Source organism: Pseudomonas sp. LBUM1644 (genome assembly GCF_059716195.1).
Genome location: NZ_CP166812.1, coordinates 5,320,076 through 5,346,047, shown reverse-complemented (window position 1 = coordinate 5,346,047; position 25,972 = coordinate 5,320,076). Strand labels below are relative to the sequence as shown.

The window sequence follows — 25,972 nt, the reverse complement described above, 5'->3', positions numbered from 1 at the left end:
TTACAAGTGGTGCAGTGTTTACCACTCTCAAGCACTGCTAGACTGGCGCAATACTGCACTCGGTAAAGGTGGAATATGAAGCCCTCCACCGCTCTTGATCTACAGCGAGCAGCCGTTCGCGAGGTTGTAGGCCGTTTTCGTACAGCCAATCCCCGTGTATTCGGTTCGGCACTGCTCGGTTCGGATAAGGAGGGGAGTGACCTTGATTTGCTGGTAGATGCTTTACCAGGTGCCACGCTTTTTGATCTGGGCGGACTTCAGGTTGAACTTGAGGATTTGTTGGGGGTGAGCGTAGACCTGCTGACTCACGCCGCGCAGAACACTCAAGTGCCATGGCGCAGCATGCGGGGTATGCGTAATCGCATTGCTCATGGCTACTTCGATATCAATCTAGACGTAGTTTGGGAGACCGTTCAGGCGGCATTGCCTGAGCTTCTGAAGGTGTTGCCCACCGATCAAGCCTGATTGCACCTGCTTCATAGCAGGTGCAATCAACTCTTTTTACGGCATCACAGGCGCCGTATACGTCAGCGTCGTCCCCAGCGCCCACAGCAGGAACAACACCAGCGGCGTGTGCACCAGCAACTGCACGAACGAGAATCCGATCAAGTCCCGTGCCTTCAATCCCAGTACGCCGAGCAGTGGCAGCATATAGAACGGGTTGATCAGGTTCGGCAGGGCCTCGGCGGCGTTGTAGATCTGCACGGCCCAGCCCAGGTGGTAATTCAGGTCGGTGGCCACTTGCATGACGTACGGCGCTTCGATGATCCACTTGCCGCCGCCGGACGGGATGAAGAACCCAAGGATGGCCGAGTACACGCCCATCAGCAGCGCATAGGTGTCATGGGACGCGATGCTGACAAAGAAGGTCGAGATGTGGTGAGCCAGGGTCTGGGCGTCGGAACCTTTGACGGTGGTCATCAGCGCAGCGATCGAGCCGTAAAGCGGGAACTGGATCAGCACACCCGTGGTGGTCGGCACCGCACGGGCCACTGCGTCGAGGAAGCTGCGCGGGCGCCAGTGAAGCAGTGCGCCGAGCATCAGGAACAGAAAGTTGTAGGTGTTCAGGCCCGAGATGGCACTGATCGCCGGTTTTGTCGAAAACTCATGGAACAGCCAACCGGCGGCCAGCAGCACCAGCAGAATGGTCAGCAGCGGACTGTGTTCCAGCCATTCGCCGGGCCGGGTGCGCGGTTGCAGCGGCGGCAGGTTGAAACTCGGGTCGATGCCACACGCTTTGGCATCACGCGCCGTGTTCGGGCCGGGGGCGGTGGCGTAGGCGATGATCAGCGAAATGATGATCAAGGCCAGCAACATCACGCCGGACTGCCAGAGAAAAATGGTTTGCGTGAAGGGAATCACGCCGGTGATCGACAGGATCGAGGGTGGCAGGCTGGCCGGGTTGGCCTGCAATTGCGCGGCCGACGACGACAGGCCCAGGGCCCACACCGCGCCGAGGCCAAGATACGCCGCAGCGCCCGCGGCGCGATAGTCCATTTTCAAATCGGTACGGCGGGCGAGGGCGCGTACCAGCAAACCGCCAAACACCAGCGACAGCCCCCAGTTCAGCAGCGACGCGACCATGGAAATCAACGCCACCCAAGCCACGGCGGAACGGCCGTTTTTCGGGATGCGCGCCAGACGATCGATCAGTTTCACCGCCGGCGGCGAACTGGCCACCACATAACCACCGATGACCACGAACGCCATCTGCATCGTGAACGGGATCAGGCTCCAGAACCCGTCACCGAAGGCCATGGCGGCATCGGTGGGCTTGGCGCCCATGGCCATGGTCGCCACCGCGACAATAATCACCGCCAGCGCGGCAAACACCCAAGAGTCGGGAAACCACTTTTCAGCAAAACTTGAACAGCGCAGGGCAAAGCGGGCATAGCGGCTATCTTCGATGTCAGCGGCCACGGGAATACCTCGAGTTTTTATGTTTGTAGTGGTCTTCAGGGCGGCAAACGCCCATTTGGACAGGTGCCCACAGTAAAACAATAGGATGCTTTTTGCGGCGCCGTTTCAGGCGTTTAGGACTATGGTCTAACGGGTTGTTCGTGGGCGCGTTTGCGTAGACCATGGACGCCTTGGTTTTTTGCCTATGCCAGAGTTCTCTTCATGACTGCCAACACCCACTCGCGCCCGACGCCCTTCAGCCGCTCGGACTACAAAACCCTGGGGCTCGCGGCCCTCGGCGGGGCGCTGGAAATTTACGATTTCATCATTTTCGTATTTTTCGCCCTGACCCTCAGCCAGCTGTTCTTTCCACCGGAAATGCCCGAATGGCTGCGGCTGCTGCAAAGCTTCGGGATCTTTGCCACCGGCTATCTGGCGCGGCCACTGGGCGGGATTCTGATGGCGCATTTCGCCGACAGACTGGGGCGCAAGAAGGTTTTCAGCCTGAGCATCTTGATGATGGCGCTGCCATGCCTGCTGATCGGCATCATGCCGACCTATGCGCAAATCGGCTATTTCGCACCGCTGTTGTTGCTGGCGCTGCGCATTCTCCAGGGCGCGGCGGTCGGCGGTGAAGTACCGAGCGCCTGGGTGTTCGTCGCCGAGCACGCGCCGGCTGGCCATCGCGGGTATGCCCTGGGCTTTTTGCAAGCCGGGCTGACCTTTGGTTATTTGATCGGCGCATTGACGGCGACGTTTCTGGCGCAGGCATTTACCCCGGACGAAATCCTTGATTACGCCTGGCGTTACCCGTTCCTGCTGGGAGGCGTATTCGGCGTGATCGGTGTCTGGTTGAGGCGCTGGCTCAGCGAAACGCCGGTGTTCATGGCCCTGCAGGCTCAGCGTGAAGCGGCCGTCGAATTGCCGCTACGCACTGTCCTGCGTGAGCATCGACTGGCCATGCTACCAGCGATCATCCTCACCTGCGTGCTGACGTCAGCGGTGGTGGTGTTCGTGGTGATCACGCCGACCATGATGCAGAAAACCTTCGGCATGACGGCCGGCCACACGTTTGCCCTCAGCGCCTTGGGCATTGTTTTCCTGAATATTGGCTGCGTGTTCGCCGGATTGCTGGTCGACCGCATCGGCGCCTGGCGTACCGTCATGTTGTATAGCCTGTTGCTGCCGCTGGGGATCGGCGTGCTCTATAGCTGCCTGATTGGTGGAGGCAACTGGATTGGCCTGGCGTACGCGGTGGCGGGTCTTGGTTGTGGGGTCGTCGGCGCGGTGCCGTCGGTCATGGTCAGCCTGTTCCCGGCGCGGATTCGCGTCTCGGGCATTTCCTTCACCTATAACATTGCCTACGCCGCGTGGGCGAGTATCACACCGCTGTTGTTGATCGGTCTGATGCCGTGGAGTCCGTGGATCTGCGTGATTTTTTGCGCGGTGATGGGCGCGGTGGGCGTGGGCAGCGCCGCGTATTTTGGCGCGCGGATGCCCAGAGCGGGAGGCTGCCCGGCCGCTGGCGCGATCTGATTGAAGGCGGCAGCGTGCTTGCCGCCATTATTTTTGTAGGACAAACCGCAGACGCTCTTCAGAAAATATGTTCAGCGCCGATGGCTAGGCTGCATTCCGCTTTCTATCCCTGTCCATCGGTGCTTTCCCATGTTCAACAAACGCTTGAAGCAAGAGTTGTCGGCTCTTCGCGAAGAACTCTCCAGCCTTCAGCAAGTGAAGGAAAGTCTGGAAAGCGAGATGCTGGTTCTGACCCTCGATCCCGATGGCCGGATTTTATCGGCCAACCAGAATTTTACCGGCGAGATGCTCTACAAGAGCGGCGATCTGATCGGTCGACAGCTCGAAGACATCGTCCCGGCCCACGTAAAATCCGACGACTTTCACCGCCGCTTCAAGACCGCGCTGACCCGCGGCGAGCACTTTGCCGGCGCAGTGCGTTTGTTGCGCGGCAATGGCCAGGAAGCCTGGTTGCGTTCGATAGTGCAGCCGGTGCGCGGCGCGGACAGCCGGATCAGGCACTTCTCGGTCTACTCCAGTGACCTGACTCGCACTATCGAGGCCTCCCGTGAACACGAGAACCTGATCGGCGCGCTGGTGCGCTCGACGGCGGTGATCGAGTTCGATCTCAATGGCAACGTGCTGACGGCCAACGACCGGTTTCTCAACGGCATGGGTTACAGCCTGGCGCAGATCAAGGGCAAACATCACCGTACGTTCTGCGTACCGGAAGATTACAACAGCGCCGAGTATCAAAACTTCTGGCGCCGCCTGAACGCCGGCGAGTTCGTGGCCGCACGTTTCAAACGCGTCGACAGCCACGGTCGTACGGTTTGGCTGGAGGCTTCCTACAACCCGGTGGTCGATGCCAACAACAAACTCTACAAAGTGGTGAAGTTCGCCACGGTGATTACCGATCAGGTCAATCAGGAGCAGGCAGTGGCCGAAGCGGCCAACATCGCCTACAGCACTTCACAGCAAACCGATAACAGTGCTCAGCGCGGCAATGCCGTGGTGACACAAGCGGTGAATGTGATGCGTGACCTGGCCAAGCATATGCAAACCGCTGGCGAAGGCATCGAAGCCCTGAACGAGCAATCGCTGGTGATTGGCACCATCGTCAAGACCATCAGTGGCATTGCCGAACAAACCAACTTGCTGGCGCTCAACGCCGCTATCGAAGCGGCCCGGGCAGGTGAACAAGGACGTGGTTTTGCCGTGGTGGCGGACGAGGTCCGACAACTGGCTTCGCGTACCAGCCAGGCCACCGATGAAATTGTTGGCGTGGTGCGGCAGAACCAGGACATGGCCCGCAACGCCGTAGCCCTGATTACCGATGGCAAGCTTCAGGCCGAACATGGCCTGGCGCTGGCGGCAGAGGCCGGTACAGTGATCGTCGAGATTCAGGACGGCGCGAAGAAAGTGGTGAACGCGGTCGGGCAGTTTGCCAATCAGTTATCGACTTGAGTGCGCGCGTTTAGCGGTTAAAAGATCGCAGCCTTCTGTAGGAGCTGCCGAAGGCTGCGATCTTTTCCGCGTCTCGCCGGATATCGCTACAATCGGCTCTTTTCCAGGAGCAGCCAGCATGAGCGTTTCCCATCGCCGCCCGGTTCCGTTGTCCAAGGCTTATCGCCTGCTCAATCATGGGCCGACCGTGCTGGTCAGCGCGGCCCATGACGGCCAGCGTAATATCATGGCCGCCGCCTGGGCCATGCCGCTGGATTTCGAACCACCGAAAATTGCGGTGGTGCTGGACAAGTCCACCTGGACCCGTCAACTGCTGGAAGCCTCGGGCACGTTCGTGTTGAACGTGCCCTGCGCGGCCCAGGCCGATATCGTGCAGACCGTCGGCTCGACGTCCGGCCTTGAACTGGCTCAGGACCAAGGCCGGGACAAGTTCCAGGTCTATGATTTGCCAACCTTCAGCGCCGAGTTGATCGATGCACCGATGCTCGAAGGCTGCGTCGCCTGGCTTGAATGCCGGTTGCTGCCGGAACCGGATAATCACCAGCAATACGATCTGTTCCTGGCCGAAGTGATTGCCGCTCAGGCTGACGAACGCGTCTTCAGTGACGGTCGGTGGCACTTCGAGGGGCAAGACGCACTGCGCACCTTGCATCACGTCGCTGGCGGGCACTTCTTGAAGATTGGCGACCCGGTGGACGGCAAAGCCTTGCAGGCGTAAGCCGCTGGCTTTTCACACCGGGTAGAAAACCGAGGGGGAATGTTGCAATGTGTTCCACATCTCTGAATCCACCACGGCGACCCGCATCATGGAAATCTCTGACCTGAGCTACGCCACGCCATTGTTGTCGCTGGCGCTACTGTGGACGGTTGCGGTGGTAACACCAGGCCCGAACTTTTTCAACATCGCACAACTGGCTGCCAGTCATTCCAAGCGTCACGGCGTAGTGGCCGCGCTGGGCGTGGCAACGGGCACGGTGCTTTGGGGGCTGGCGGGCGGGTTGGGGATCAAGTCGCTGTTCAGCGCGGCGCCGACGCTTTACCTGAGCTTCAAGATTGCCGGAGGCTGTTACCTGATCTATCTGGGCCTGAAGCAGTTCAAGCGCAAATCGCGAATCGTTGCAGGTGATACCGGCTCGATTGATGGAGCGGGACGTACGTTGTTGTCGGTGTACGGCCAAGGTTTCCTGGGCAACATGACCAACCCGAAATCCGCATTGTTCGTCGCGACCATCTTCGCGACAGCCATGCCCTCGTCGGTCCCACCCACGTTGCTGGCGCTGGCCGTGCTGACCATGGCGAGCTTGTCCTTCAGTTGGTATTGCGGCGTCGCGCTGCTGTTCTCCAGTCGTCGGATGGCGGGGGCTTACGAACGTTCGCGCAAATGGCTGGATCGCTTTGCCGGCAGTTGCTACCTGCTGTTCGGTGTGCATCTGGTGGCCAATCGCTGAGGAGTTTTTGACCGTCGTGCATTGTGGCAGGCCACCGGCATGAGCTATAGCGAACTGGTCAGCCGCTTGATCGAGCTGGCGCTGGAGAAACACAAGGTGCGGCAGGTGCTGGAGATCTCTCGGTAGGTTGTATCAAACAATAATTCGAGGCGATAACGTCATGAAAGTCAGTGCACGTAACGTATTCAAAGGCACCATCAGTCAACTGCAGCCTGGCGCCGTCAACGCCGAAGTCTTGCTGAAACTGCCAAGTGGCAATGAGCTGGTGGCCGTGGTGACCATGGAAAGCGTGAAGAATCTCGGCCTGGCGGTCGGCAAGGAAGCGGTCGCGCTGGTCAAGGCCCCGTGGGTCATGCTGATGACCGAATCCAGCGACATTCGCCTCTCGGCCCGCAACTGCCTGGAAGGCAAGGTCACCAGCGTCATCGATGGCTCGGTGAACGCCGAAGTCGTCATCCAGCTCGACGGCGGCACCGAGGTCTACTCGATCGTGACGCGCCAGGCGGTTGCGGAGCTGGGGCTGGCGCCAGGCGTGAGCGCGACGGCGGTGATCAAGGCGTCGCATATTATTTTGGGTGTGCCGGCTTGATGCATTTTTGTGGGTAGGAAGAGCGAGCATGGCTTATCCGACCGGTATTTGTAGAAGCGAGCTTGCTCGCGATGGTCGTTAACGGTAATGCGTGTTTTGTGGGATAAACGCGTTGTGCTTGAGTCCATCGCGAGCAAGCTCGCTCCTACAAGCATTATGCCTCCTGGTATGACGCTTCTATGTTGCATAGGACTCAATCCCCCAACGCTTTCCCCTCGCGCCGTGGATCAGCCCCTCCCGCCAACGACGCTTTCCCCTGCGCATCCTTGACCCGAACAATCGCCTGGGTGCCGCTGGTCATGTCGATCTCGCTCACGCTGTGCCCCTTGTCCTTTAGCGCCTGAATCAATCCCGGGCTGAACTGGCCCTGCTCCAGCTCGGTCGGGCCGTTGCGGCTGCCGAAGTTGGGCAGGCGGATGGCGGTTTGCGGGTCGAGGTTCCAGTCGAGCAGGCCGATGGTGGATTTGGCCACGTATTCGATGATCTGCGAGCCGCCCGGGGAGCCAAGGGTGGCCAAGAATTCGCCGCTCTGGCGGTCGAAAATCAGGGTGGGGGCCATGGACGAACGTGGGCGCTTGCCGGGTTCGACGCGGTTGGCGACTTTTTGGCCGTTCTCTTCAGGGATGAACGAGAAGTCGGTCAGCTGGTTGTTGAGCAAAAAGCCCTGGACCATCAAGTGCGAGCCAAAGGCAGATTCGACGGTGGTGGTCATCGACACGGCGCCACCCTCGTCATCGACCGCCACCACTTGCGAGGTGGAGATTCGCAGCGGTGAGCGGTCCGGTGCGTAGGCAACCTCGATGCCTGGAGGCGTGCCGGGTTTGGCCGTGCCCATGCTGCGATCGCCGATCAGGGCGGCGCGGCTGGCCAGGTACGTCGGGTCCACCAGGCCTTTGACGGGGACGGGCACGAAGTCCGTATCGGCGACGTACTGCGCCCGATCGGCGTAGGCCAGGCGCTCGGCTTCGGAGATCAGGTGCACGGCCTCGGCGGGCGGTTCGATACCCGCTGGTGTGTCGGTCTTGAGCGGTTTGAGCGGTGCCAGGGCAAAGCGCTTATCGCGCGCCTCCAGCGCTTGCAGCGTGCCGAGGATCTGCGCCACGGCGATCCCGCCGGACGACGGCGGCGGCATACCGCACACCTGCCAGCGTTTGTAGTCGGTACACAGCGGTGCGCGCTCTTTGGCGCTGTAGCCTTTCAGATCGTTCAGCGACAGGCTGCCGGGATTGGCATGGCCCTGAACCTTGGCGACGATCTCTTGCGCGATCGCGCCGTTGTAGAACGCATCGGGTCCTTCCGTGGCGATGCGTTTCAACACCACGGCCAGCGCCGGATTTTTTAGCCGCGTGCCGACGGCTTTCGGACTTCCATCAGCATTCAGGAAGTAAGCCATCATGTCTGGTGAGCGCTGCATGGACGAATCCGAGGCGATCAACTGATGCAGGCGCGGCGAGATGGCGAAGCCTGCTTGCGCCAGGTTGATGGCCGGTTCGAACAGCTTCGCCCACGGCAGGCGACCGTGTTTTTGATGGGCCAGTTCAAGCGCTCGCAACACGCCCGGCGTGCCCACCGAGCGACCTCCAATCTGCGCCTGGGTGAACGGCATCGGTGTGCCGTCGGCTTGCAGGAAAAGCTTCTCGGTGGCACCGGCCGGGGCGGTTTCACGACCATCGTAAGTGCGTACAGACTTGCCATCCCAAAGCACGATCAACGCACCGCCACCAATGCCGGAGGACTGCGGCTCGACCAGGGTCAGCACAGCTTGCATCGCAATCGCCGCATCAATCGCCGAACCGCCACGACGCAGCATCTCCCGCCCGGCTTCGGCCGCGAGCGGGTTCGCCGCTGCCGCCATGTACTTCGATGCGTGGCGGGTGTGCAGGTCGGTGCGAAAGCCCGAGCCGGCTTCCGGCGCAACCGGCAGCGTCGACGCGGGAGGGGCGTTGCACGCCGCGAGGGTCAACGCACTGGCGATCAGCGCAAATGCTGACAGGCGGCAGCGGCTCGGGTGAAAGGCTGAGAACACGTGGGGGCACTCCGTCCGTGGGAAAACATCAGGGGACTGTATCGGCCGACAGGAGGGGACGCAAACCACGGGTCGCTTTTGTCCTTCATCCGTTGACGGATTTTCTGTAGGGTCGAGGGCAACAGGCAGACCAGAAAATCAACAAGAGGCAGACATGCACAACGACTTTCCTACTCAGCCGAGCTATCTCACCCAGCGTGAACAGTTTCTGGCGGCAGCGAGCGCGGCCGGCGCGACGTTGACCGAGTATCCGCACCCGCTCAAGGGGCCGTTCGGTGAGGCGTTGAGCACCGATGTGGCCGTGCTCGGTGATCCGGGCGCCAAGCACTTGCTGATCGCGTTGAGCGGCACCCACGGCGTCGAGGGTTTCTACGGTTCCGGTTGCCAGATCAAGTGGCTGCAGGAGTTGGGCAAGCGTTCATTGCCGGCGGATGTCGCGGTGGTGTTCGTTCACCTGATCAACCCCTGGGGCACGGCGTGGCTGCGTCGGGTCAACGAAGACAACATCGACCTGAATCGCAATCACCTGAACTTCGACGGCCCGCTGCCGGACAACCGGGCCTACGCCGCACTGCATGAAATTTACGCCTGTCGCGAGCTGCAAGGTCCCGAGCGAGATCGTGCCGATGCGTTGCTCGAAAAGCAGATACGCGCACATGGCTGGCCGGCGGTGATGTCGATTGTCGAGGGCGGCCAGCACAGCCATCCCGATGGATTGTTTTACGGCGGGTTGGCGCCGAGCTGGTCGAATCGCACGCTGCAGCGAATTCTGAAGAAACATGTCGCCCATGCCGACGTCGCCATGTGCTTCGACCTGCACACCGGTGCCGGGGAATATGGCCACCCGATGTTGCTGACCATCACCGAGTCGGCCTATCCGGCGCTCCCGGAAGCGCAGGGCATTTATGGGCCGTGGCTCTACACGCTGCTGACCGGCGCCAACACGCTGAGCGAAACCGGCGTTGCAGCCACCGCGACCGGGTACACGTCGCAGGCGCTGATCAACGCGCTGCCGCAGGTGCGATTGATGCCTTTCGTGATCGAGTGCGGAACGTATCCGGGGGCTGACGTGCATCGTCATTTGCGCGATGACCATTGGCTGCATCTGTACGGCAACCCGCTTGATGCGGTGGGGCGCGGGATTAAGCTGAACCTGCTGGAACAGTTCTATCCCGCCGACAACGACTGGCAGGCAATGGTCTGGCTGCGGACGTGGCAGATCTGGGAGCGGGGGTTGTCTGCGTTGGCGTCGACGCGATTGTGACAGACACAGGTGGCCGGCACAGGTTGTGTGTCGGCCAAAGATTTCGCACACAACACATCCTCCTGTAGGAGCCGGCTTGCCGGCGAAGCTTTTAGCGCCCTCGTGCGCACCCTCTTTCAAAAAAAATCAGTTAATTAGCGATTTGCCCTACATTCGCTTCCTACTTTCCTGACTTCTTTCTTTTCTGATCCCCCGCACAGTCTCGCGCGCCATTTTCTGCGCGAGGGATTGCCTGTGATCGACCCGTTTGTTTACGTCATTGCCCGCCGTTGGGTGCGTTGATGGAGCCCGTGGCGCGCATCGAGCAGGAACTCGACGGCTTCAAGGACACGCTGGGTCTGTATCGCAAGCAGCTTGGCCGCTTGTTGAGTCGCAATGTCGACCAGGTCAGCCAGGCGTTGGACAGGCCCTCGCTTATCGGCATGGAGCGGATCATCAAAGTCGGCGACACCAGCAAGTCGGTGAGCAGTGGCGATGACGATTTTTTCTCCACCGTTGCGCAATGTCCGAAGAGCAGGATTCTGCTGATCGAGAGCAAGTTCGAATCGGTCTATGACATACCGCTAGGCAATATCCAGGTTGATGTCATCGCGAGGGATGGCGGTGAAAAGACGACGATCACGCTCGATGAAAACGGCAGGGGAAAGTTTGAGGGGAAGGCCGGGAAGTTCTACCGCGTTCATGTCCAGAGTGAAGTGACGCCGGATCAGGTCGACGATCTTTTCAAGTCCTACAACGGCCTGACTCAACAACTGGAAGACTGGCTGCGCCAGGAGTGGGAAGGGTTCAAGCCGCAATGGTCGCAACAGTCTGCATCGGCGTCGTTGGCCGCGGCGGGCAACGGTCTATTGGCGGGTGGTTGGGCGGCGATTCGGGCGGTTTGGGATGGCATCGGCGAACTGACCGACATCCTGAAAGACCCCAACGCCTTTGCCGAAAAACTCGGTGAAAGCGCTGGTGAGCTGGCCCGGCTGGCGCAGAGCGCGCCCGCAACGATGGAAAAAGCCATGTTGCTGGCCAGTGACGAGGCCGCGCTGTGTTTGCTGATGCGCACCGCCACGCTGTGGCTGGACATGTTGCCACCTTCACAGTTGGCCGGCTCGTTGGCCGAGGCCATTTCCAAGGTGGTGGTCGGTTTGGTGATCGACCTGTTGATTGGCCTGGTGTTGAGCGTGGTCGGTGTCGGTGTGGCGTGGTTGACCGTGCGCCTGGCGAAGTACGGCGCGCAGATTTACCGAGCGGCGATGGCTTTCGTTACGTCGATGGTCACGTTCATCGACACCTTTACGGACTACGTCGACCGTTACAAAAAGGTCGCGGCGAGTGGCGCGGCGGCGGGCTTGAAAAACGGTCAGATGCAGCTGCGCTGGGATGCCAAACGCAACACCACGCTCAAGCAAAACGCACACCACGATGACGTCTCTGTGCCGGCGAAAAATCCGAACGGCGACAGTGTCGATTCAGCGGAAAACACCGCCACCAACAAGTGCCCGGTATCGATGGTCACCGGCGAAGAACTGCTGACCCTTAGTGACGGGGTCCTTGATGGGGTTTTGCCGTTCGACTTCACCCGGCTCTATCGCACCAGTGCCGCCGAGATCGACTGCGGGCTCGGTTTTGGGTGGAGTCATTCGTTATCCCATCGGCTGCAAATCGATGGCGACACGGTTCTCTGGATCGACCACGAAAACCGTCGCACTGCTTTTCCGTTGCCGACTGTTGGACGTCCGGCGATCCACAACAGCTTGTCGCGGGCCGCGATTTTTCTCGGGGATGAACCGGAAGAACTGATCCTCGCCCAGGCCGGCGACGACATACGGTTTTATCACTTCATCAACGGTCGGCTGACCGCCATCAGCGACGGCTACGACAACTGCCTGCGCATCAGCCGCGACCGTCAGGACCGCATTCAGCGACTCGATAACGGTGCTGGTCGCGCGTTGTTGTTGCGCTATGACCGCGCGCATTTGATCGCCGTCGACTACCAGTTTTTTGTCCCGGCCGACTCGCTGGCGGACGCGTGGGTCACCGAGCAGACGCTGATCGTCTATCGCTATAACGAGCGCGGTCAGTTGATCGAAGCGACCAACGCCGCCGGGGAAAGCGAGCGCTACGACTACGACGACCGGCACGTCATTCTGCAGCGGCAGCTGGCCGGTGGCGCGAGTTTCTTCTGGGAGTGGGAACGGTCCGGCAAGGCTGCGCGGTGCGTCCTACATTGGGCGTCGTTTGCGCAGATGGAAGCGCGCTATGTCTGGGATGACGCCGGCAGCGTCACGGTCCAGAACAGCGATGGCAGTGAAGAGGTTTACCAGCACGACGATCGGGCGCGGCTGGTACGCCGGGTCGGGCTCGAGGGCGGCGAGGCGCTCAAGACCTACGACGACAAGGGCCGGTTGATCGCCGAGCAGGATCCGCTGGGCGCCGTCTCCGAATACCGGTACGACGAGGTCGGACGGCTGGTGGCGCTGATTCCGCCGGAAGATGAGCCCACATCCTACGAGTACCGCAACGGTTTCCTGCATGCGCGCTACCGCGGCACAGCGGTGTGGAAGTACCAGCGCAACGCCGAGGGTGACATCACTGAAGCCACCGACCCGGACGGCCAGGTCACCCACTATCACTACGACGTCAAAGGTTTGCTGCTCGCGATCCGTTACCCGGATCTGAGTCGTCACCTCTTCGTCTGGAATGCCTTGGGGCAGTTGGTTGAAGAGACTCTGCCGGACGGTGGTCGGCGGCGGTTTTCCTACGATGTGCTGGGGCGGCGGATTACCCGTCAGGACCAACACGGGGCGGTCACGCGGTATCAGTGGGACGCGGTTGGACGACTGCTTCAAACGGTATTTCCTACCGGTGCCAGCCGCGCTTACAGCTACAACGCCTACGGCAAGGTCATTGCCGAGCGCGACGAACTGGGTCGTGTCACCCGATATGAATATGCCGATGATCTGCACCTCGTCTCGCGGCGGATCAACCCCGACGGCAGCCAACTGCGTTATCGCTACGACAACGCGCAGTTGTTGCTCACGGACATCGAGAATGAATCCGGCGAACACTATCGGCTGGACTACACGCCCGGCGGACTGATCCGACAGGAAACCGGGTTCGATGGGCGGCGCACGGCGTATGCCTACGACCTCAACGGTCAGTTGCTGGAGAAAACCGAGTTCGGCGATGACGGTTCGCAGCTGGTTACAGCGTATGCGCGGGACGCCGCCGGGCGCCTGCTGGTCAAAACGCTGGCCGATGGCGTCAAGGTTGAGTACCGCTACGACAGCCTCGGCCGACTGGTCAGCGTCGACGATGGCCAAGATCACCCGCTGGAGTTCGAGTACGACTCACAGGACCGGCTGATCACCGAACACCAGGGTTGGGGCACGTTGCGGTATGGCTACGACGCCTGCGGCCAGCTCAACCGCCTGCGTCTGCCGGACGGCAGCAAACTTGATTACCACCACGCCAGGGGCGGCGCCCTGACCGCCATCGACCTGAATGGCGCTCGACTGACCGCTCATGTCTACTTAGCCGGTCGCGAACACTCCCGGCAACAAGGCCTGCTGCTCAGCGAATTTGCCTACGACGATCAGGGACGCCTGAAGGCCCACGCTGTCAGCCAAACCCAACAACCGCTGTACCGCCGCGACTATGCCTACAGCCTCAACGGCAATCTCGACAGCATCGCCGACACCCGCCACGGCCAACGCACCTACCACTACGACCCGCTCAATCGCCTGACCCGCGTCCGCCATTCTCGCGATCAGCCACCGGAAAGCTTCGCCCACGACCCGGCCGGCAACCTGCTGATGCAGGACCGCCCCGGGCCGAGCACCGTCAAAGGCAATCGCCTGCTCATGCAAGGCGACCGCCACTACGACTACGACTACGACGCCTTCGGCAACCTGATCCGCGAACGCCGCGGCACCGGGCAAAAACTCGTCACCGACTACCGCTACGACTGCCAACACCGCCTGATCGGTATCACCACCCCGGACGGCCGCTGCGCCAGCTACCGCTACGACGCCTTTGGCCGGCGCATCGCCAAAACCATCGACGGCAAAACCACCGAATTCTTCTGGCAAGGCGACCACCTCGTCGCCGAAAGCAGCCGCGAGCACTACCGCAGCTACGTCTATGAACCGGGCACTTTCCGTCCATTGGCCATGCTCGACGGCAAAGGCCCGCTGAAGGCTTGCCCGTTTTACTACCAGCTTGATCACCTGGGCACGCCGATGGAGCTGACGGATTACAGCGGGGATATCGTCTGGGCGGCGAAGTACAACGCCTACGGCAAAGTCACGAATCTGGCGTTCGGCGGAGGAGAGCAACTCGAACAACCGCTGCGGTTTCAAGGGCAATACTTCGACGCCGAGAGCGGCCTGCACTACAACCGGCATCGGTACTATGATCCGGAGACTGGCCGGTATTTGACGCCGGACCCGATCAAGCTGGCGGGGGGCTGAACCAGTATCAGTACACGCCGAATCCGACGGGGTGGATTGATCCGTTGGGGTTGAGTGGGAATTGCCCGCCAAAGTCCCCGAAGTCATCAAATTGCGCGAATCCAGGCGAACCCGATTTACCTCAACTTTCCAGGCAAGGTGCTTTTAGGCAGGCAAAGTCTGATGCAAAAATTCCTAGAAATCAGCAGCCAGATGTTCAGCTGGATGATATTGATGGAAGGCCACGTCAATTCACTTATGCCAATATGACTGATATAAACGGAAAAAATATTCTCAACGAAAAAGGATTTCCGATTAGGACTAGGCAATACTTTTTTACACGAGAGGATGGATTTAAATTAATACTTCAAGATCATGCTGCGGGACATAAATTTGGTGCCAAAAACGGTCAAGGCGATCAAGGGCCGCATTTTAATGTTCGACCCGCGGCCGGCCCAAGAAACGGAAAAGTTGAAAACACAGCTGAGCACTATCCATTTAGGAGGTAAAGCATGAAATTCTGGAATGAGCTTGATGGTAGTAAATTTTTCTCTATGGTTTTTAGCGGGGATGTTGTAATTGATCAAGTCAAACTGTTTTCATTGGTCGTAGATAATAATCAATCCACGATAACACTTTTGTTTGATATCAAAGAATTGCCAGACACCCCTCCGGGGAAATGGAAAGCTATCTCATATAATGCTTGCCGTGTAGGAATCACAGGAAGTGAGGTTGAGAATTTGATAGTTCGACGATTGCCTACAACCGAATCTTTAAAACTTACTATCGAAAAGGTTGGTTCCTGCTTTGTGGTTTCTGCTAAGTCGGAGTGCTCAATGGTAGAGTTTACGGCGTCATTTATAGCTCTTCGTGATCCTACGGTTTATTTAACACAGACTCCCTTTGTTTGAGGTCGAAAAATATTTGCTTGTCACTCATATTAGGAGAGATTTCATCTGATGAAATTTCCTTACTGGAAAATGATGACTTGGCTCGTCAGGTTGGTTTCCTTAAAGAAGTTTTGCTGCAGGTGGAATATTCATCCAATCTTTTGTTAGATGTTGGTTGGTACCCATCATTCGATCTTGATGGGCGTTTCCAAGTAAGAGTCATTGAAAATGGTGGTTGGGATGAGCCGCTTTATTTAGCAGAAGCTGACTCAATTCCGTTACTGATAAAAAAGTTGACCGCCGCGCAGGGCGAAATTTTAAGATTTCTACAGACTTGAAATGATAGAGAAAGTTAATGTTTTGGATGTTCATGGACAAGGGTGGCGATCTATGTCAGCGATGGATCAGTTCAAAGATCTGTGGTGCTTAATCCTGCCTCATCGCGAGCAGGCTCGCTCTCAAAGGATAGAAGACATTCCTGTTATTGGTGGTTCGCATCGAGCGAGTCTTGCCCGCGAAATTTCCGGGCAAGGTTGTCGGAAGTTTCCTTCAATTTCTATCGGTTTCCATGAACTGGTGCGAAACGTTTTCCCTCGATAGTCTCTGTTGGTCGCTGCAAATGCAGTGGCAGGGTGTAGGAACCCTTTAAGACTAGAGAGGACGCTTTGGCGTCGTCACCTGTATTTGCGGCCGTCAGCGTGCGTCCGTAAGATCAGTTGCGGCGGCTGTGCGCGGGCACGCTTCGGTGTGGTCGAGTTCTCTGGTCTCGATATTCCTACCCCGCGTATAGCTGCCACCCAAGCCTGTAGGAAGGCCGATGGCAGCTTCCCTTCTTACCAGAGGTTTAAAAATGACAAATCTTCACCCCGATCCACCCTACGAAAAACCAGCCCCTCCACCCAAAAGCCGTTTCATGGCACTCACCAGCAACTGCGACGACATGCCCACCTTGTTCGTCGATACCCTCGCACCCCTCGACGTTTTATACGATGCGGCCAGCTATCGAATTCGCGCCGTCACCCAGGTAATGGAAAACTTGTCGATGCGTGGCTCGATTGAATGTCAGTCCTTCATCCTCAGCGACTTTGCATTGCTCTGCGCCATTCCGTTGCGGGATGGGTGTGATGTCCTGGATGTGTTGGGGCGGCGGTTGAAGGCGCGGCGTTCGGAGTAGCGTCGGGGACGCTGTTGTGGCGGGGGAGCAGGTTCCTTCGCCACCAGGGTCAAGAGATCGCAGCCTTCGGCAGCTACAGGGTTTGTGTGTGGGCAGTGCGGGCTGCGTACTTTTCTCGAGGCATAAAAAAACGGCCTACCTTTCGGTAAGCCGTTTTTAGTACTTGGTGGCTACACAGGGACTTGAACCCCGGACCCCAGCATTATGAATGCTATGCTCTAACCAACTGAGCTATGTAGCCAAGTGGCGCGCATTATTCGCGGGAAACGAATATGCGTCAAGCGCTTTTTTAAAAAATTTATCTACGCTATCAACCGTTTATCAAAATCCCTCACTTAACAGGGGCGAAGGGCAGCGCTGAAACCAGCGACTGGCCTGTTCGTAGGCGTGGGCCAGTTGCAGGACGGCGAAGTCGGCCTGGTGCCTGCCGATGATTTGCAAACCCATTGGCAAACCGTTCGAATTGAAGCCTGCTTGCACGTTCGCCACCGGACAGCCCGATAAAGTGCCAGGGATCACCACTTCCATCCAGCGATGATAGGTGTCCATGGTCACGCCTTCGATAGACTCGGGCCACGGCCGGGTTTTATCGAACGGGAATACCTGGGCACTGGGCAGCAGCAAGTAATCAAACCGTTCAAACAGTCGGGAGATCGCCCGGTACCAGTTGCTGCGGTCCACGGAAGCCTGGAACACCTCGCTGGCCGACAGCTTGAGGCCGTTTTCGATTTCCCAGCAGGCTTCCGGTTTCAGGTGCGCGCGTTTTTGCGGGTCGGCATAAGTGGCGCCGAGGGAGCCCGCGACCATCCAGTGACGCAAGGTGCGCCAGCTGCTCCACAGCTGTTGCGGGGCGAATTCGGGCTGTACTGCTTCGATCTGACAACCGAGGCTTTCGAAGTCGGCGAAGGTTTTTTCGCAGAGTTCCAGTACGCCCTTTTCCATCGGCAGATAGCCGTTGAAATCCCCCAGCCAACCCAACCGGGTACCTTTGAAATCCCGCTCCAGCGGAGCGGTAAAAGCGTTGCCGGATTCGGCGATGGACAGCGGCGCCCGGGCGTCGGCGCCGGCCTGCACCGACAGCAGCAACGCAGCATCACGCACGCTGCGCGCCATCGGGCCTTCGTAACCGAGCTGATCGATGAACAGGTCGGCGCTGTCATCAAAGGGCACGCGCCCTTGGGACGGGCGAAAGCCGAAGATGTTGTTGAAGGCTGCCGGATTTCGCAGCGAGCCCATCATGTCGCTGCCGTCGGCCACCGGCACCAGGTGCATCGCCAGCGCCGCCGCCGCACCACCGCTGCTGCCGCCGGCCGTTTTGCTCGGGTCATAAGCGCAGCCTGTGGCACCGAACAGTGGGTTGTAACTTTGCGAGCCGAGCCCGAATTCCGGGGTGTTGCTCTTGCCAATGATGATCGCGCCGGCCGCCTTCAGCCGCTCCACCATGATGCCGTCGCGGTCGGGAATGAAGTCCTTGAACAACGGCGAACCCAGTGTCGTGCGAATGCCACGGGTTAGCGACAGGTCTTTGACTGCATGGGGCAGTCCGTGCATCCACCCACGGTATTCGCCCCGTGCCAGTTCGACGTCGCGCAGGTCGGCCTGGGCCAGTAAATCTTCCGGCGTTTGCAGGCTGATCAGCGCATTCACCCGCGGGTTGAAGCGATCGATATGGGCAAGGTAAGTCTGCATCACTTCCCGGCAGGAAACCTGGCGCAGGCGGATGCGTTCGGCGAGTTCATGGGCCTGCAACAGGACCAGTTCGCTGATGTTATTAGAAGTCATTGCAACGCTGCCTTTCGGAGGCTGGAGAGACACCCCGTCGCAGGACGGGGCGGTAGAAATCAACGCATCAGGCTGGTCCATAGACGGTCGGCCAGACGGATCGCACCTTCGCCGCAGGTCTTGCTGAACACCACTTTAGTGCCCTCGGGAATGTGCAGCTCCGGGGCGTCCTTGAGCCCGGCGTCGAGGAACGGTTCCACCCCCTTGATCGGGCTCTGGTGCTTGAGGAAGTTCTGCGTCATCGCGGCGTTTTCCGGCTGGCTGAGAAAGGCGATGAACGCCTTGGCATTCGCCGGGTTCTTGCTGCCGGTCGGGATCACCATGTTGTCGACCCACGCCAGCACGCCTTCTTTCGGGTAGAGGTATTTCAGGCTCGGTTTCATTTCCCGGGCGCGCATCGACGAACCGCCCCAGAACATCGACATGTCGATTTCGCCGGCGGCGAGGTTTTCGCGTATCGAGCCGGCCTTGGAACTGTAGGTTTTGACGAATGGCTTCTGGGCCTTGAGCAGTGTCAGTACTTGCTGCATCTGCTTGGGATCTTCACTGCACAGCGGGATATTCAAGTAGAGGCTGGCCATGTCGATCACTTCGCTGACCGAGTCGAACATGTTGATCCGCCCCTGCAATTGCGCCGGCGGCTCATAAAGCACCTTGTAGCTGTCGGCCGGGCCTTTGTAGCGATCACCGTTCAGCACCACGCTGGTGGTGCCCCAGATGAACGGTACGGAATAGGCGCCTTCCGGGTCCCAGCTGGGCTTTTTCAAGTTATCCACAACGCTGGCGTAGTACGGCTCTTTGACCGGATCAAAGCGTTCCAGCAGATTTTCCTTGATCAGGATCGGCACGAACTGGTGCGACGGAATCGCCACGTCGTAACCGGCACCGCCCTGTTTCAGCTTGGCCAGCAAGGTTTCGTTGGAGTCGTAGGAATCCACCGTGACTTCGATGCCGGTCTGTTTCTGGAACTTGGCGAGGATTTCTGGCGAAAAGTAGCCACTCCAGCTCACCACGTTGAGTTTTTCTGTGGCTTGAACACTGCCCGCCAAGGTCAGTAACAACGAGGTTCCGATGCTTGCAATCAACTTGCTCATGCTATTTCCCCACGGTACGTAGAAGGTTCAGGTGTTCTTTTTGCCCAGCAAGTAAGAGAGGCTGACGAACAGCACCGAGACGCCCAGAATCAAGGTCGAAACGGCATTGACGTCGGGTGTCACGCCCATGCGTAACAGACCGAAGATGAAGATTGGCAAGGTGGTGGTGCCGGCCTGGGAGACCATCATCGAGATCACGAAGTTATCCAGCGACACGATGAAGGCCAGCATCAGCCCGGAGAAAATCCCCGGCATCAGCAGTGGCAGGGTGACCTTGCGAAAGGTCCGCCACGGGCCGGCGTAGAGGTCGGCCGAGGCTTGTTCCAGGGACAGGTCCATGTCGTTGAGCCGCGCACGAATCGGCAGATAGGCAAAAGGAATGCAGAACACCGTGTGGGCGATGATCAGGTTGCCGTAACCCAGGGACAGGCCAATGGTGGAAAACAACGCCAGGGTGGCGACACCGACTACGATTTCCGGCAGCACCAGCGGCAGCATGATCGCGCCCATCGACAGTTGCAGGCCTTTGAATTTGGCGCCACGTGACGTGCCGAGGGCCGCGAGAGTCGCGATGGCCGTAGCGACCATGCTGGCGCAAACGGCGATCAACAGGCTGTTGCCGGCCGCCTGGCGCAGGGCCTGATTGGCGAACGCTGCGCGGTACCAGTCCAGACTGAACCCGGTCCACACCGTGGCAGACTGGTTGGCGTTGAACGAGAACACCACCAGCACCACGATCGGCGCGTAGAGGTACAGGTAGAACAGGAAACTGAAACCACCGAAGCCCGGAAAATCCTGCACGCCCAAGCCGTTTCGTTTAAATAAACGCAGCATCACGCACCTCCCTTGGCGATACGCTGGCGTTCGGCGCGCAAGGCGTAAACCGTCAGCACCAGCATCACTGCGGCCATCAACACCAGCGACAACGCTGCGCCGAAAGGCCAGTTACGCGCATCGCTGAACTGACGGAAGATCAGGTTGCCGAGCATCATGCGCGTCCCGCCGCCTAACAATTCCGGGGCAACCATCGCGCCCAGGCAAGGTACGAAGGTGAGGATGGCGCCGGCGAGAATCCCTGGTTTGGCGATGGGCAGCACCACTTTGCGCAAGGTGCGCAGGCGTCCGGCGTAGAGGTCCTGAGCAGCCTCCAGCAGGCGTATGTCCATTTTTTCCAGCGTCGCGTAAATCGGCAGAACGACGAAGGGCGCGTAGGTGTAAACCAGACCCAGCAACACAGCGCCATCGGTGTAGAGCAATTGCAACGGCTGGTCGATGAGCCCGAGGCCCATCAGGCTGTTATTGATCACCCCGGTATTGCGCAGCAGCAAAATCCACGCGTAGGTGCGGATCAGCAGATTGGCCCAGAACGGTACGGTGATCAGGAAAATCAACAGACCGCGCCGATGCGCCGGTTGCATGGCCAGCCACACCGCCACCGGAAAGCCGATCAACAAGGTGATCAGTGTTGTCAGCCCGGCAATGCCGATGGAACGCAAGGCGATCAGCACGTAGGAATCGGCAAAGGCCAGGCTGTCGTCCAGTTGCCGTTCGAACAGCAGCGAGGTGTAGGCGTCGCTGCTGAAGACTTTATTAACCCCGCCGTAGGGATTGGCTTCCATCAGTGAGTAACCGATGACGATCAGGATCGGCACGATCAGAAACAGGCCGATGGCGATCAACGCCGGGCTGACACCGAGAAAGCTCTGGAAGGCCCGACGGCGCTCCAGGGTATTGGCGATCGGTAAAGCGTGCATGGCAAATCCTCGGGCTCAATCGTGCAGGACGCTGGCGCTACCACTGTCAAACAACAGACCGGCCTGGGTGCCCACGGCGAAACGCAAGCTGCGGTCAACGCTATTGGGTGTGCGCACGGTGAGGCGCGAGCCGTCGCTCAGGCTGACTTGATATTGCAGGTCGGTGCCGAGGTAGATCTGTGCATCGATCCGGCACGGTAATGCGCCGTCGGTGTTGGCCGGCATCAGGTGCAGACGCTCGGGGCGCACGGACAGCGCGACGGTTGTGCCGATCTGAACGTCGCAGCAGGGCTGTGCTGGCAGCGGATGCCCGGCGGGGCCGGCAAACCAGGCGAGGCCGTTTTCGACACGGGTGACCGTGCCTTCGATGAAGTTAGTTTCGCCGATGAAGTCCGCCACAAAGCGATTGCGCGGGCGTTCGTAGATGTCTTCCGGCCGGCCGACTTGCTGAACCTCGCCTTCGGACAGCACGGCGATACGGTCGGACATGGTCAGCGCTTCTTCCTGGTCGTGGGTGACGAAGATGAAGGTGATGCCAGTCTTGGCCTGAATGGTTTTCAGCTCTTCGCGCATGGCCTGGCGCAGCTTGAGGTCCAGGGCCGAGAGCGGCTCGTCGAGCAGTAACACTTTGGGGTGCGGTGCCAGTGCCCGAGCCAGCGCAACGCGCTGTTGCTGACCGCCTGACAGTTGCTCCGGTTTGCGTGCGGCAAAACGCTCCATCTGCACCAGGGCGAGCATTTCGCGTACTCGCTGGGCGACCTGGGACGTGTTCATGACCTTGCCCATCGGGTGCGATTCGAGGCCGAAGGCCAGATTTTCGGCGATGGTCATGTGCGGGAACAGCGCGTAGTGCTGAAACACCGTGTTGACCGGGCGTTCGAAGGGCGGACGGTCGGCGATGTTTTCGCCGTAAAGCAGAATCTCGCCCTCGGTCGGAAACTCAAACCCGGCAATCATCCGCAGCAGCGTGGTTTTGCCGCAGCCGGAAGGGCCGAGAAGGGTAAAGAATTCGTTGTCGCGAATGTCCAGGTCGATGCTTTTCAGCGCCACCGGGCCGGTCTGTGGATCACCGTAGACTTTGCGCACCGAGCGGATCGACACCGCTAGTGTTTGCAGCGAATGCACAGCATTCATGCGTGACCTCCGATTCCCCCATCGCCTGCGAATTCGCTGAAATCAGCGGCGCCGTCGGGCCATGGATATTATTTTTTTGGGCAGGATCGAGATGTGTTCGGGTGTATCGCGCCAGCTATTTTTTGTTTTGCCGTGCTTCGATTATCAGTGAGGGGTTGCGGGGGCGAAACTTCAATTTTAACATACGACCTGTTAAATAATTTAATAGCAGAAGGCAGCCCAAAACCATGCCTGACCACCGTTTACCTCCGCTCAATGCGGTACGTGCCTTCGATGCGGCGGCCCGTCTTGGGAGTTATGTCGAGGCCTCGAAAGCGCTGCACGTGACCCAACCTGCCATCGGTCGGCATGTGAAGTTGTTGGAGGAATGGCTGGGCATCCAACTGTTCGAGCGCACGTCCCGAGGGGTGACCTTGACGCTGGCGGGAGAGAAATATCACCGCAAAATTTGCGCGGCTTTGCAGATGATTATCGAGGCCGGCAAAGAGGTAAGGCCCAAGGATGCCGAGCGTTGGCTACGCATCATGGTGGTGCCGGGGTTTGCCAAGCGCTGGCTGATGCCGCGTATTGAAGTCATGCGGCATTTGCGGCCGGGATTGAAGTTCGCTATCGAGCCCCACTCCACCTTTACCGATGTCGACGGCAAGAGCGCCGACCTGGGAATTGTCTACGGCGTGGATGGGCAATACACGCAGTCCCGCGCCAGTCTGATCCGCCCTCGCGTGTTCCCGATCTGTACCCCGGAGTATCTGGCCAGCATCGACCCCATCGACGGTCCCGCCGATCTGGTGAAGCACAACCTGATTCACGTCGATGACGGCGAGTGGTGGAACCTGTGGTTCGCCGCTCACGATCTGGACTTTCACCTCAACTCGGACATGCTCTACGTCAACAACGACCACGCACTTTCAGTGGCCGAGAGCGGGCAGGGCATTGCATTGGCCAACGAAGTGCTGGTGCGTGAAGAACTCAGGACTGGCGCGCTGGTGCGGGTCCTCGACGCAGAAGTGAAACTGGAAAGCTATCGCGTGTTGACGCCATCTGCCGAGCTCTCGGCGGATGTGTCGTGGTTCATCCAATGGCTGAAAACCGAGTTGGAGCAAGACTTTCCCGAAGCGGTGATCTAAACACCACGCCCCCCTGTAGGCGCTGCCGCAGGCTGCGATCTTTTGCCTTTAAAAACCAAAAGATCAAAAGATCGCAGCCTGCGGCAGCTCCTACAGGGTTCGTGTCAGCTCAGGCGAAACCGTCCGGTGTTATCGCTAAGGGCCTTGCTGCCATGACTCAAGGTGTCTGCCGCCAGGTTCACCGCCCGTGCGCCTTCGAGCAAGCGTACCGCCGCCTGATCGACTTGCTGGATGTTGCCGCTGACCTCATCGGCGGTGGTCGCTTGCTCGTCGACCGCCGTGGCGATTTGCGCCAGGGTATCGGTGACGCTTTGCACGGCGCTGGCGATTTCCCCCAGTCGTTCGCCGAGGCCAGTGACCGCTTGCGCATCGGATTGTGCCTGGCCGCAGGCGGCTTGCATCAGGCTGACCGCTTCATTCACCGTGTTGCGCAGGCTGTCGACGGTGCCGGCAATCTGCGCGGTGGACGACTGCGTACGTTGCGACAGGCTGCGTACTTCATCGGCCACAACGGCAAATCCGCGACCCTGCTCGCCGGCCCGAGCCGCCTCGATGGCCGCGTTGAGCGCGAGCAAGTTGGTTTGCTCGGCCACGCCGCGAATGGTGTCCACCACCAGTTGAATCTGCTGCCCCTGTTCACTGACCCGTCCGAGTGCCGCCGCCGTGTCGTTCAAGCGCTGGTTGAGCTGCTGAATGCTCGCGGTGGTGCGTTGGCTGTCACGGCTGCTGTCGGCGGCGATGCGTTGGGTGTGCTGCGCGCTGCCGGAAGCTTGTTCACAACTTTGGGCGACACCCAGGGAAGTAGCGGCCAATTGCGTCGCGGCGGCGGCGATCTGGCTGATCTGCAATTGCTGGGCTTCGACCTCGCCCAGGGCACCGCTGGAATGTTGATTGAGCGTGCGCACCGCATTACTCAGCTGCAGTGTTTCGTGATCGACCCCCAGCAAACTGTTGCGCAGTTGCACCACGGCAACGTTGAGCGCAGTGCTGATCGCCGCCAGTTCGTCGCGGCCTTCAACCGGAACCTGCAGGCTCAGGTTGCCGTCGCGCAGGGCTTCGGCCAACAACGTGATGCCGCTGGCGCTGCGACGAATCGAGGCCTGCAAACAGATGAAAAGGTACAGCGCGGCCAAGAGCAGGCAACCAAAGATTGTCGCCACCACAATGAACTGGCGAATCGCTGAGCCGTGGTAGTAATCCAGGCGCTGATCCAGTGACACCAACGATTGCTGGCGCAGTGAGGCGAGGTCGGAGAGCAGGGCATCCAGGCTGCGTTCGAAGTCTTCCGGCTTGAGGTTGATGCTGCCGCCGAAAACGCCGTCATCCAGTACTTTCAAACCGGCATCCAGATGCTTGAGGCTGTCATGGTATTGCCCGGCCCAGGCTTGCAAGGCGCTGGGCAGGCGCGCTTCCAGGAGCGCCGCGGTTTTCACCAGTTGCTCGCGTGCGTCGCCGATTCGGCTGCGCAAATCCCGCAATTGCAGACGGCTTTGCAGGGTGAACTGCCCGGACACCACGGACGCCTGGCCGACGCTGGCGAGACGACCGACCCGTTCGATCAGGTCTGGCGCGTGCTGTGTGGAGATCTGCGTCAGCAGATAGGTTTCCAGCCACGGTGCGAGGGTCAGGCGGTTGTCCATGGCAATCTGTTCGCGCAAGGCTTGCAGCGCGCTCAAGGCGTTGGTGAAACGATCGTAGCCATCCGGCCACCAGCCGACGCTACTCAGGCTTTTCGAGTCCAGGCCGTTGAGGGCCGTTAGCAAGGCTTGGTATCGGGCCAGGGTTTCGCCCTCGGCGCCTTGGGTTTTCAGCGCATTGCCAAGGTCTGACGTGGCCTGGGTGACGGCTGGTTGAACCGCATCGAAAGCGGCCATCGCGGCAAGCGTGGCTGGCGTTGGTTGGCGATTGGTTTCTGTGGCGCGCCAGCGAGCGGCACGGTCGCGTTGGGCGGCGAGCAGGTTATCGAGTGCATCGAGAGAGAGCAGTTGCTTGACGCCGGCACGCTCGCCGGAGATCAGGCTCAGTTTCTCGCGATAGTCCTGACCGATCATTAACAGGCTGCCCGTCAGCGGCAGGATAAACAGCAGAAACAACAGCTGAAATTTGCGTGCGAAACCGAAGCGCCCCAGCAGTCCGATCCCCGGTGATAAAAAAGCCTGCATGCCCCATGACTCCCCTGAGCACCACGCACCATTGGCGTGCGCCGAGGCCGTTACGACCACGACTTGTGCCCTCTTAAAAGGCCTCGAAAGTTCACCCTCGTCAGCTCTGTAGGCCGACTCTGTTGCGAAACTTCCCATTCTCGGTCCCCTTTGTAAGGGGGCCGCATTGAAGCGGAGAAACAAGGCAAGATTCAGACCATGGCGT

General features: G+C 59.5%; 19 protein-coding genes, 1 tRNA gene and 2 pseudogenes. 13 read left to right on the top strand and 9 right to left on the bottom strand.

Going from position 1 to position 25,972, the window contains the following annotated elements; genetic code table 11:
• Positions 1-75 precede the first annotated feature (75 nt).
• Entirely contained in the window at positions 76-465 is a 390-nt protein-coding gene (locus ACA052_RS24485) for a HepT-like ribonuclease domain-containing protein (protein WP_497647166.1), read from the top strand.
• A 36-nt stretch (positions 466-501) separates the two neighbouring features.
• On the opposite strand, the gene ACA052_RS24480 is transcribed toward ACA052_RS24485, so the two are convergent.
• Positions 502-1,920: a short-chain fatty acid transporter gene (locus tag ACA052_RS24480; RefSeq protein ID WP_497647165.1), complete on the bottom strand. Its 1,419-nt coding sequence runs from the start codon at positions 1,918-1,920 to the stop codon at positions 502-504.
• Positions 1,921-2,121: 201 nt separating this feature from the next.
• Between ACA052_RS24480 and ACA052_RS24475 the strand changes: the two genes are divergently transcribed.
• From ACA052_RS24475 to ACA052_RS24450, 6 genes and pseudogenes are all read left to right on the top strand, one after another.
• Positions 2,122-3,435, top strand: a complete 1,314-nt coding sequence (locus ACA052_RS24475; protein WP_497647164.1) for an MFS transporter — start codon at positions 2,122-2,124, stop codon at positions 3,433-3,435.
• 129 nt (positions 3,436-3,564) lie between these two features.
• Positions 3,565-4,293, top strand: a pseudogene (locus tag ACA052_RS24470) (PAS domain-containing protein); the annotation flags it as partial.
• Positions 4,273-4,881, top strand: coding sequence for a methyl-accepting chemotaxis protein (locus ACA052_RS24465; protein WP_497650390.1), 609 nt, complete (start codon positions 4,273-4,275; stop codon positions 4,879-4,881). The pseudogene ACA052_RS24470 and the gene ACA052_RS24465, both read left to right, overlap by 21 nt.
• 118 nt (positions 4,882-4,999) lie before the next feature.
• On the top strand, positions 5,000-5,599 hold the full coding sequence (locus ACA052_RS24460; protein WP_497647163.1) for a flavin reductase family protein: 600 nt from the start codon (positions 5,000-5,002) through the stop codon (positions 5,597-5,599).
• A gap of 88 nt (positions 5,600-5,687) precedes the next feature.
• Positions 5,688-6,329 carry a LysE family translocator gene (locus tag ACA052_RS24455; RefSeq protein WP_497650389.1) on the top strand — a complete coding sequence of 214 codons (642 nt, stop codon included), beginning with the start codon at positions 5,688-5,690 and terminating at the stop codon, positions 6,327-6,329.
• 160 nt (positions 6,330-6,489) lie between these two features.
• Positions 6,490-6,918, top strand: coding sequence for a TOBE domain-containing protein (locus ACA052_RS24450; protein ID WP_497647162.1), 429 nt, complete (start codon positions 6,490-6,492; stop codon positions 6,916-6,918).
• Between the two features lie 193 nt (positions 6,919-7,111).
• On the opposite strand, the gene ggt is transcribed toward ACA052_RS24450, so the two are convergent.
• Positions 7,112-8,944: a gamma-glutamyltransferase gene (gene ggt / locus ACA052_RS24445; RefSeq protein WP_497647161.1), complete on the bottom strand. Its 1,833-nt coding sequence runs from the start codon at positions 8,942-8,944 to the stop codon at positions 7,112-7,114.
• Positions 8,945-9,098: 154 nt separating this feature from the next.
• Here ggt and ACA052_RS24440 point away from each other — a divergent pair, with 154 nt between their 5' ends.
• The 5 genes and pseudogenes from ACA052_RS24440 (at position 9,099) to ACA052_RS24420 (ending at position 16,714) form a co-directional block, all read left to right on the top strand.
• Positions 9,099-10,208, top strand: coding sequence for a DUF2817 domain-containing protein (locus ACA052_RS24440; RefSeq protein ID WP_497647160.1), 1,110 nt, complete (start codon positions 9,099-9,101; stop codon positions 10,206-10,208).
• 281 nt (positions 10,209-10,489) lie between these two features.
• Positions 10,490-15,159: pseudogene (locus ACA052_RS24435) on the top strand (RHS repeat-associated core domain-containing protein).
• A 3-nt stretch (positions 15,160-15,162) separates the two neighbouring features.
• A complete protein-coding gene (locus ACA052_RS24430) occupies positions 15,163-15,561 on the top strand; it encodes an Imm50 family immunity protein (RefSeq protein WP_497647159.1) in 399 nt (132 codons plus the stop codon).
• Between the two features lie 17 nt (positions 15,562-15,578).
• Positions 15,579-15,878, top strand: a complete 300-nt coding sequence (locus tag ACA052_RS24425; protein ID WP_497647158.1) for a hypothetical protein — start codon at positions 15,579-15,581, stop codon at positions 15,876-15,878.
• A gap of 512 nt (positions 15,879-16,390) precedes the next feature.
• Positions 16,391-16,714, top strand: a complete 324-nt coding sequence (locus ACA052_RS24420; RefSeq protein ID WP_497647157.1) for a hypothetical protein — start codon at positions 16,391-16,393, stop codon at positions 16,712-16,714.
• Positions 16,715-16,878: 164 nt separating this feature from the next.
• Here ACA052_RS24420 and ACA052_RS24415 read toward each other — a convergent pair.
• The 6 genes from ACA052_RS24415 to ACA052_RS24390 form a co-directional block, all read right to left on the bottom strand.
• Positions 16,879-16,955 (bottom strand) — tRNA-Met (locus ACA052_RS24415).
• A gap of 80 nt (positions 16,956-17,035) precedes the next feature.
• Positions 17,036-18,496 (bottom strand): amidase, encoded by a 1,461-nt coding sequence (locus ACA052_RS24410; protein WP_497647156.1) that lies wholly within the window; start codon positions 18,494-18,496, stop codon positions 17,036-17,038.
• Between the two features lie 59 nt (positions 18,497-18,555).
• Entirely contained in the window at positions 18,556-19,590 is a 1,035-nt protein-coding gene (locus tag ACA052_RS24405) for an ABC transporter substrate-binding protein (protein ID WP_497647155.1), read from the bottom strand.
• A 27-nt stretch (positions 19,591-19,617) separates the two neighbouring features.
• Entirely contained in the window at positions 19,618-20,427 is an 810-nt protein-coding gene (locus ACA052_RS24400) for an ABC transporter permease (protein ID WP_497647154.1), read from the bottom strand.
• Entirely contained in the window at positions 20,424-21,344 is a 921-nt protein-coding gene (locus ACA052_RS24395; RefSeq protein WP_497647153.1) for an ABC transporter permease, read from the bottom strand. The genes ACA052_RS24400 and ACA052_RS24395 overlap by 4 nt, the downstream gene beginning before the upstream one ends.
• Positions 21,345-21,359: 15 nt before the next feature.
• The gene (locus ACA052_RS24390) at positions 21,360-22,478 is read right to left on the bottom strand and encodes an ABC transporter ATP-binding protein (protein WP_497647152.1); all 1,119 of its coding nucleotides are present in this window, start codon (positions 22,476-22,478) and stop codon (positions 21,360-21,362) included.
• 227 nt (positions 22,479-22,705) lie between these two features.
• Here ACA052_RS24390 and ACA052_RS24385 point away from each other — a divergent pair, with 227 nt between their 5' ends.
• Complete coding sequence (locus ACA052_RS24385; protein WP_497647151.1) at positions 22,706-23,605, top strand: LysR substrate-binding domain-containing protein; 900 nt, start codon at positions 22,706-22,708, stop codon at positions 23,603-23,605.
• 104 nt (positions 23,606-23,709) lie between these two features.
• On the opposite strand, the gene ACA052_RS24380 is transcribed toward ACA052_RS24385, so the two are convergent.
• Complete coding sequence (locus ACA052_RS24380; RefSeq protein WP_497647150.1) at positions 23,710-25,767, bottom strand: methyl-accepting chemotaxis protein; 2,058 nt, start codon at positions 25,765-25,767, stop codon at positions 23,710-23,712.
• Positions 25,768-25,972: the final 205 nt, after the last annotated feature.

What these genes read in the sequence shown, in the direction of transcription:
- ACA052_RS24380 (WP_497647150.1), bottom strand. Translation starts at nt 25,767, where the DNA reads ATGCAGGCTTTTTTATCACCGGGGATCGGACTGCTGGGGCGCTTCGGT.
- ACA052_RS24460 (WP_497647163.1), top strand. Translation starts at nt 5,000, where the DNA reads ATGAGCGTTTCCCATCGCCGCCCGGTTCCGTTGTCCAAGGCTTATCGC.
- ACA052_RS24410 (WP_497647156.1), bottom strand. Translation starts at nt 18,496, where the DNA reads ATGACTTCTAATAACATCAGCGAACTGGTCCTGTTGCAGGCCCATGAA.
- ACA052_RS24430 (WP_497647159.1), top strand. Translation starts at nt 15,163, where the DNA reads ATGAAATTCTGGAATGAGCTTGATGGTAGTAAATTTTTCTCTATGGTT.
- ACA052_RS24455 (WP_497650389.1), top strand. Translation starts at nt 5,688, where the DNA reads ATGGAAATCTCTGACCTGAGCTACGCCACGCCATTGTTGTCGCTGGCG.
- ACA052_RS24385 (WP_497647151.1), top strand. Translation starts at nt 22,706, where the DNA reads ATGCCTGACCACCGTTTACCTCCGCTCAATGCGGTACGTGCCTTCGAT.
- ACA052_RS24390 (WP_497647152.1), bottom strand. Translation starts at nt 22,478, where the DNA reads ATGAATGCTGTGCATTCGCTGCAAACACTAGCGGTGTCGATCCGCTCG.
- ACA052_RS24440 (WP_497647160.1), top strand. Translation starts at nt 9,099, where the DNA reads ATGCACAACGACTTTCCTACTCAGCCGAGCTATCTCACCCAGCGTGAA.
- ACA052_RS24395 (WP_497647153.1), bottom strand. Translation starts at nt 21,344, where the DNA reads ATGCACGCTTTACCGATCGCCAATACCCTGGAGCGCCGTCGGGCCTTC.
- ACA052_RS24475 (WP_497647164.1), top strand. Translation starts at nt 2,122, where the DNA reads ATGACTGCCAACACCCACTCGCGCCCGACGCCCTTCAGCCGCTCGGAC.
- ACA052_RS24450 (WP_497647162.1), top strand. Translation starts at nt 6,490, where the DNA reads ATGAAAGTCAGTGCACGTAACGTATTCAAAGGCACCATCAGTCAACTG.
- ACA052_RS24405 (WP_497647155.1), bottom strand. Translation starts at nt 19,590, where the DNA reads ATGAGCAAGTTGATTGCAAGCATCGGAACCTCGTTGTTACTGACCTTG.
- ACA052_RS24485 (WP_497647166.1), top strand. Translation starts at nt 76, where the DNA reads ATGAAGCCCTCCACCGCTCTTGATCTACAGCGAGCAGCCGTTCGCGAG.
- ACA052_RS24420 (WP_497647157.1), top strand. Translation starts at nt 16,391, where the DNA reads ATGACAAATCTTCACCCCGATCCACCCTACGAAAAACCAGCCCCTCCA.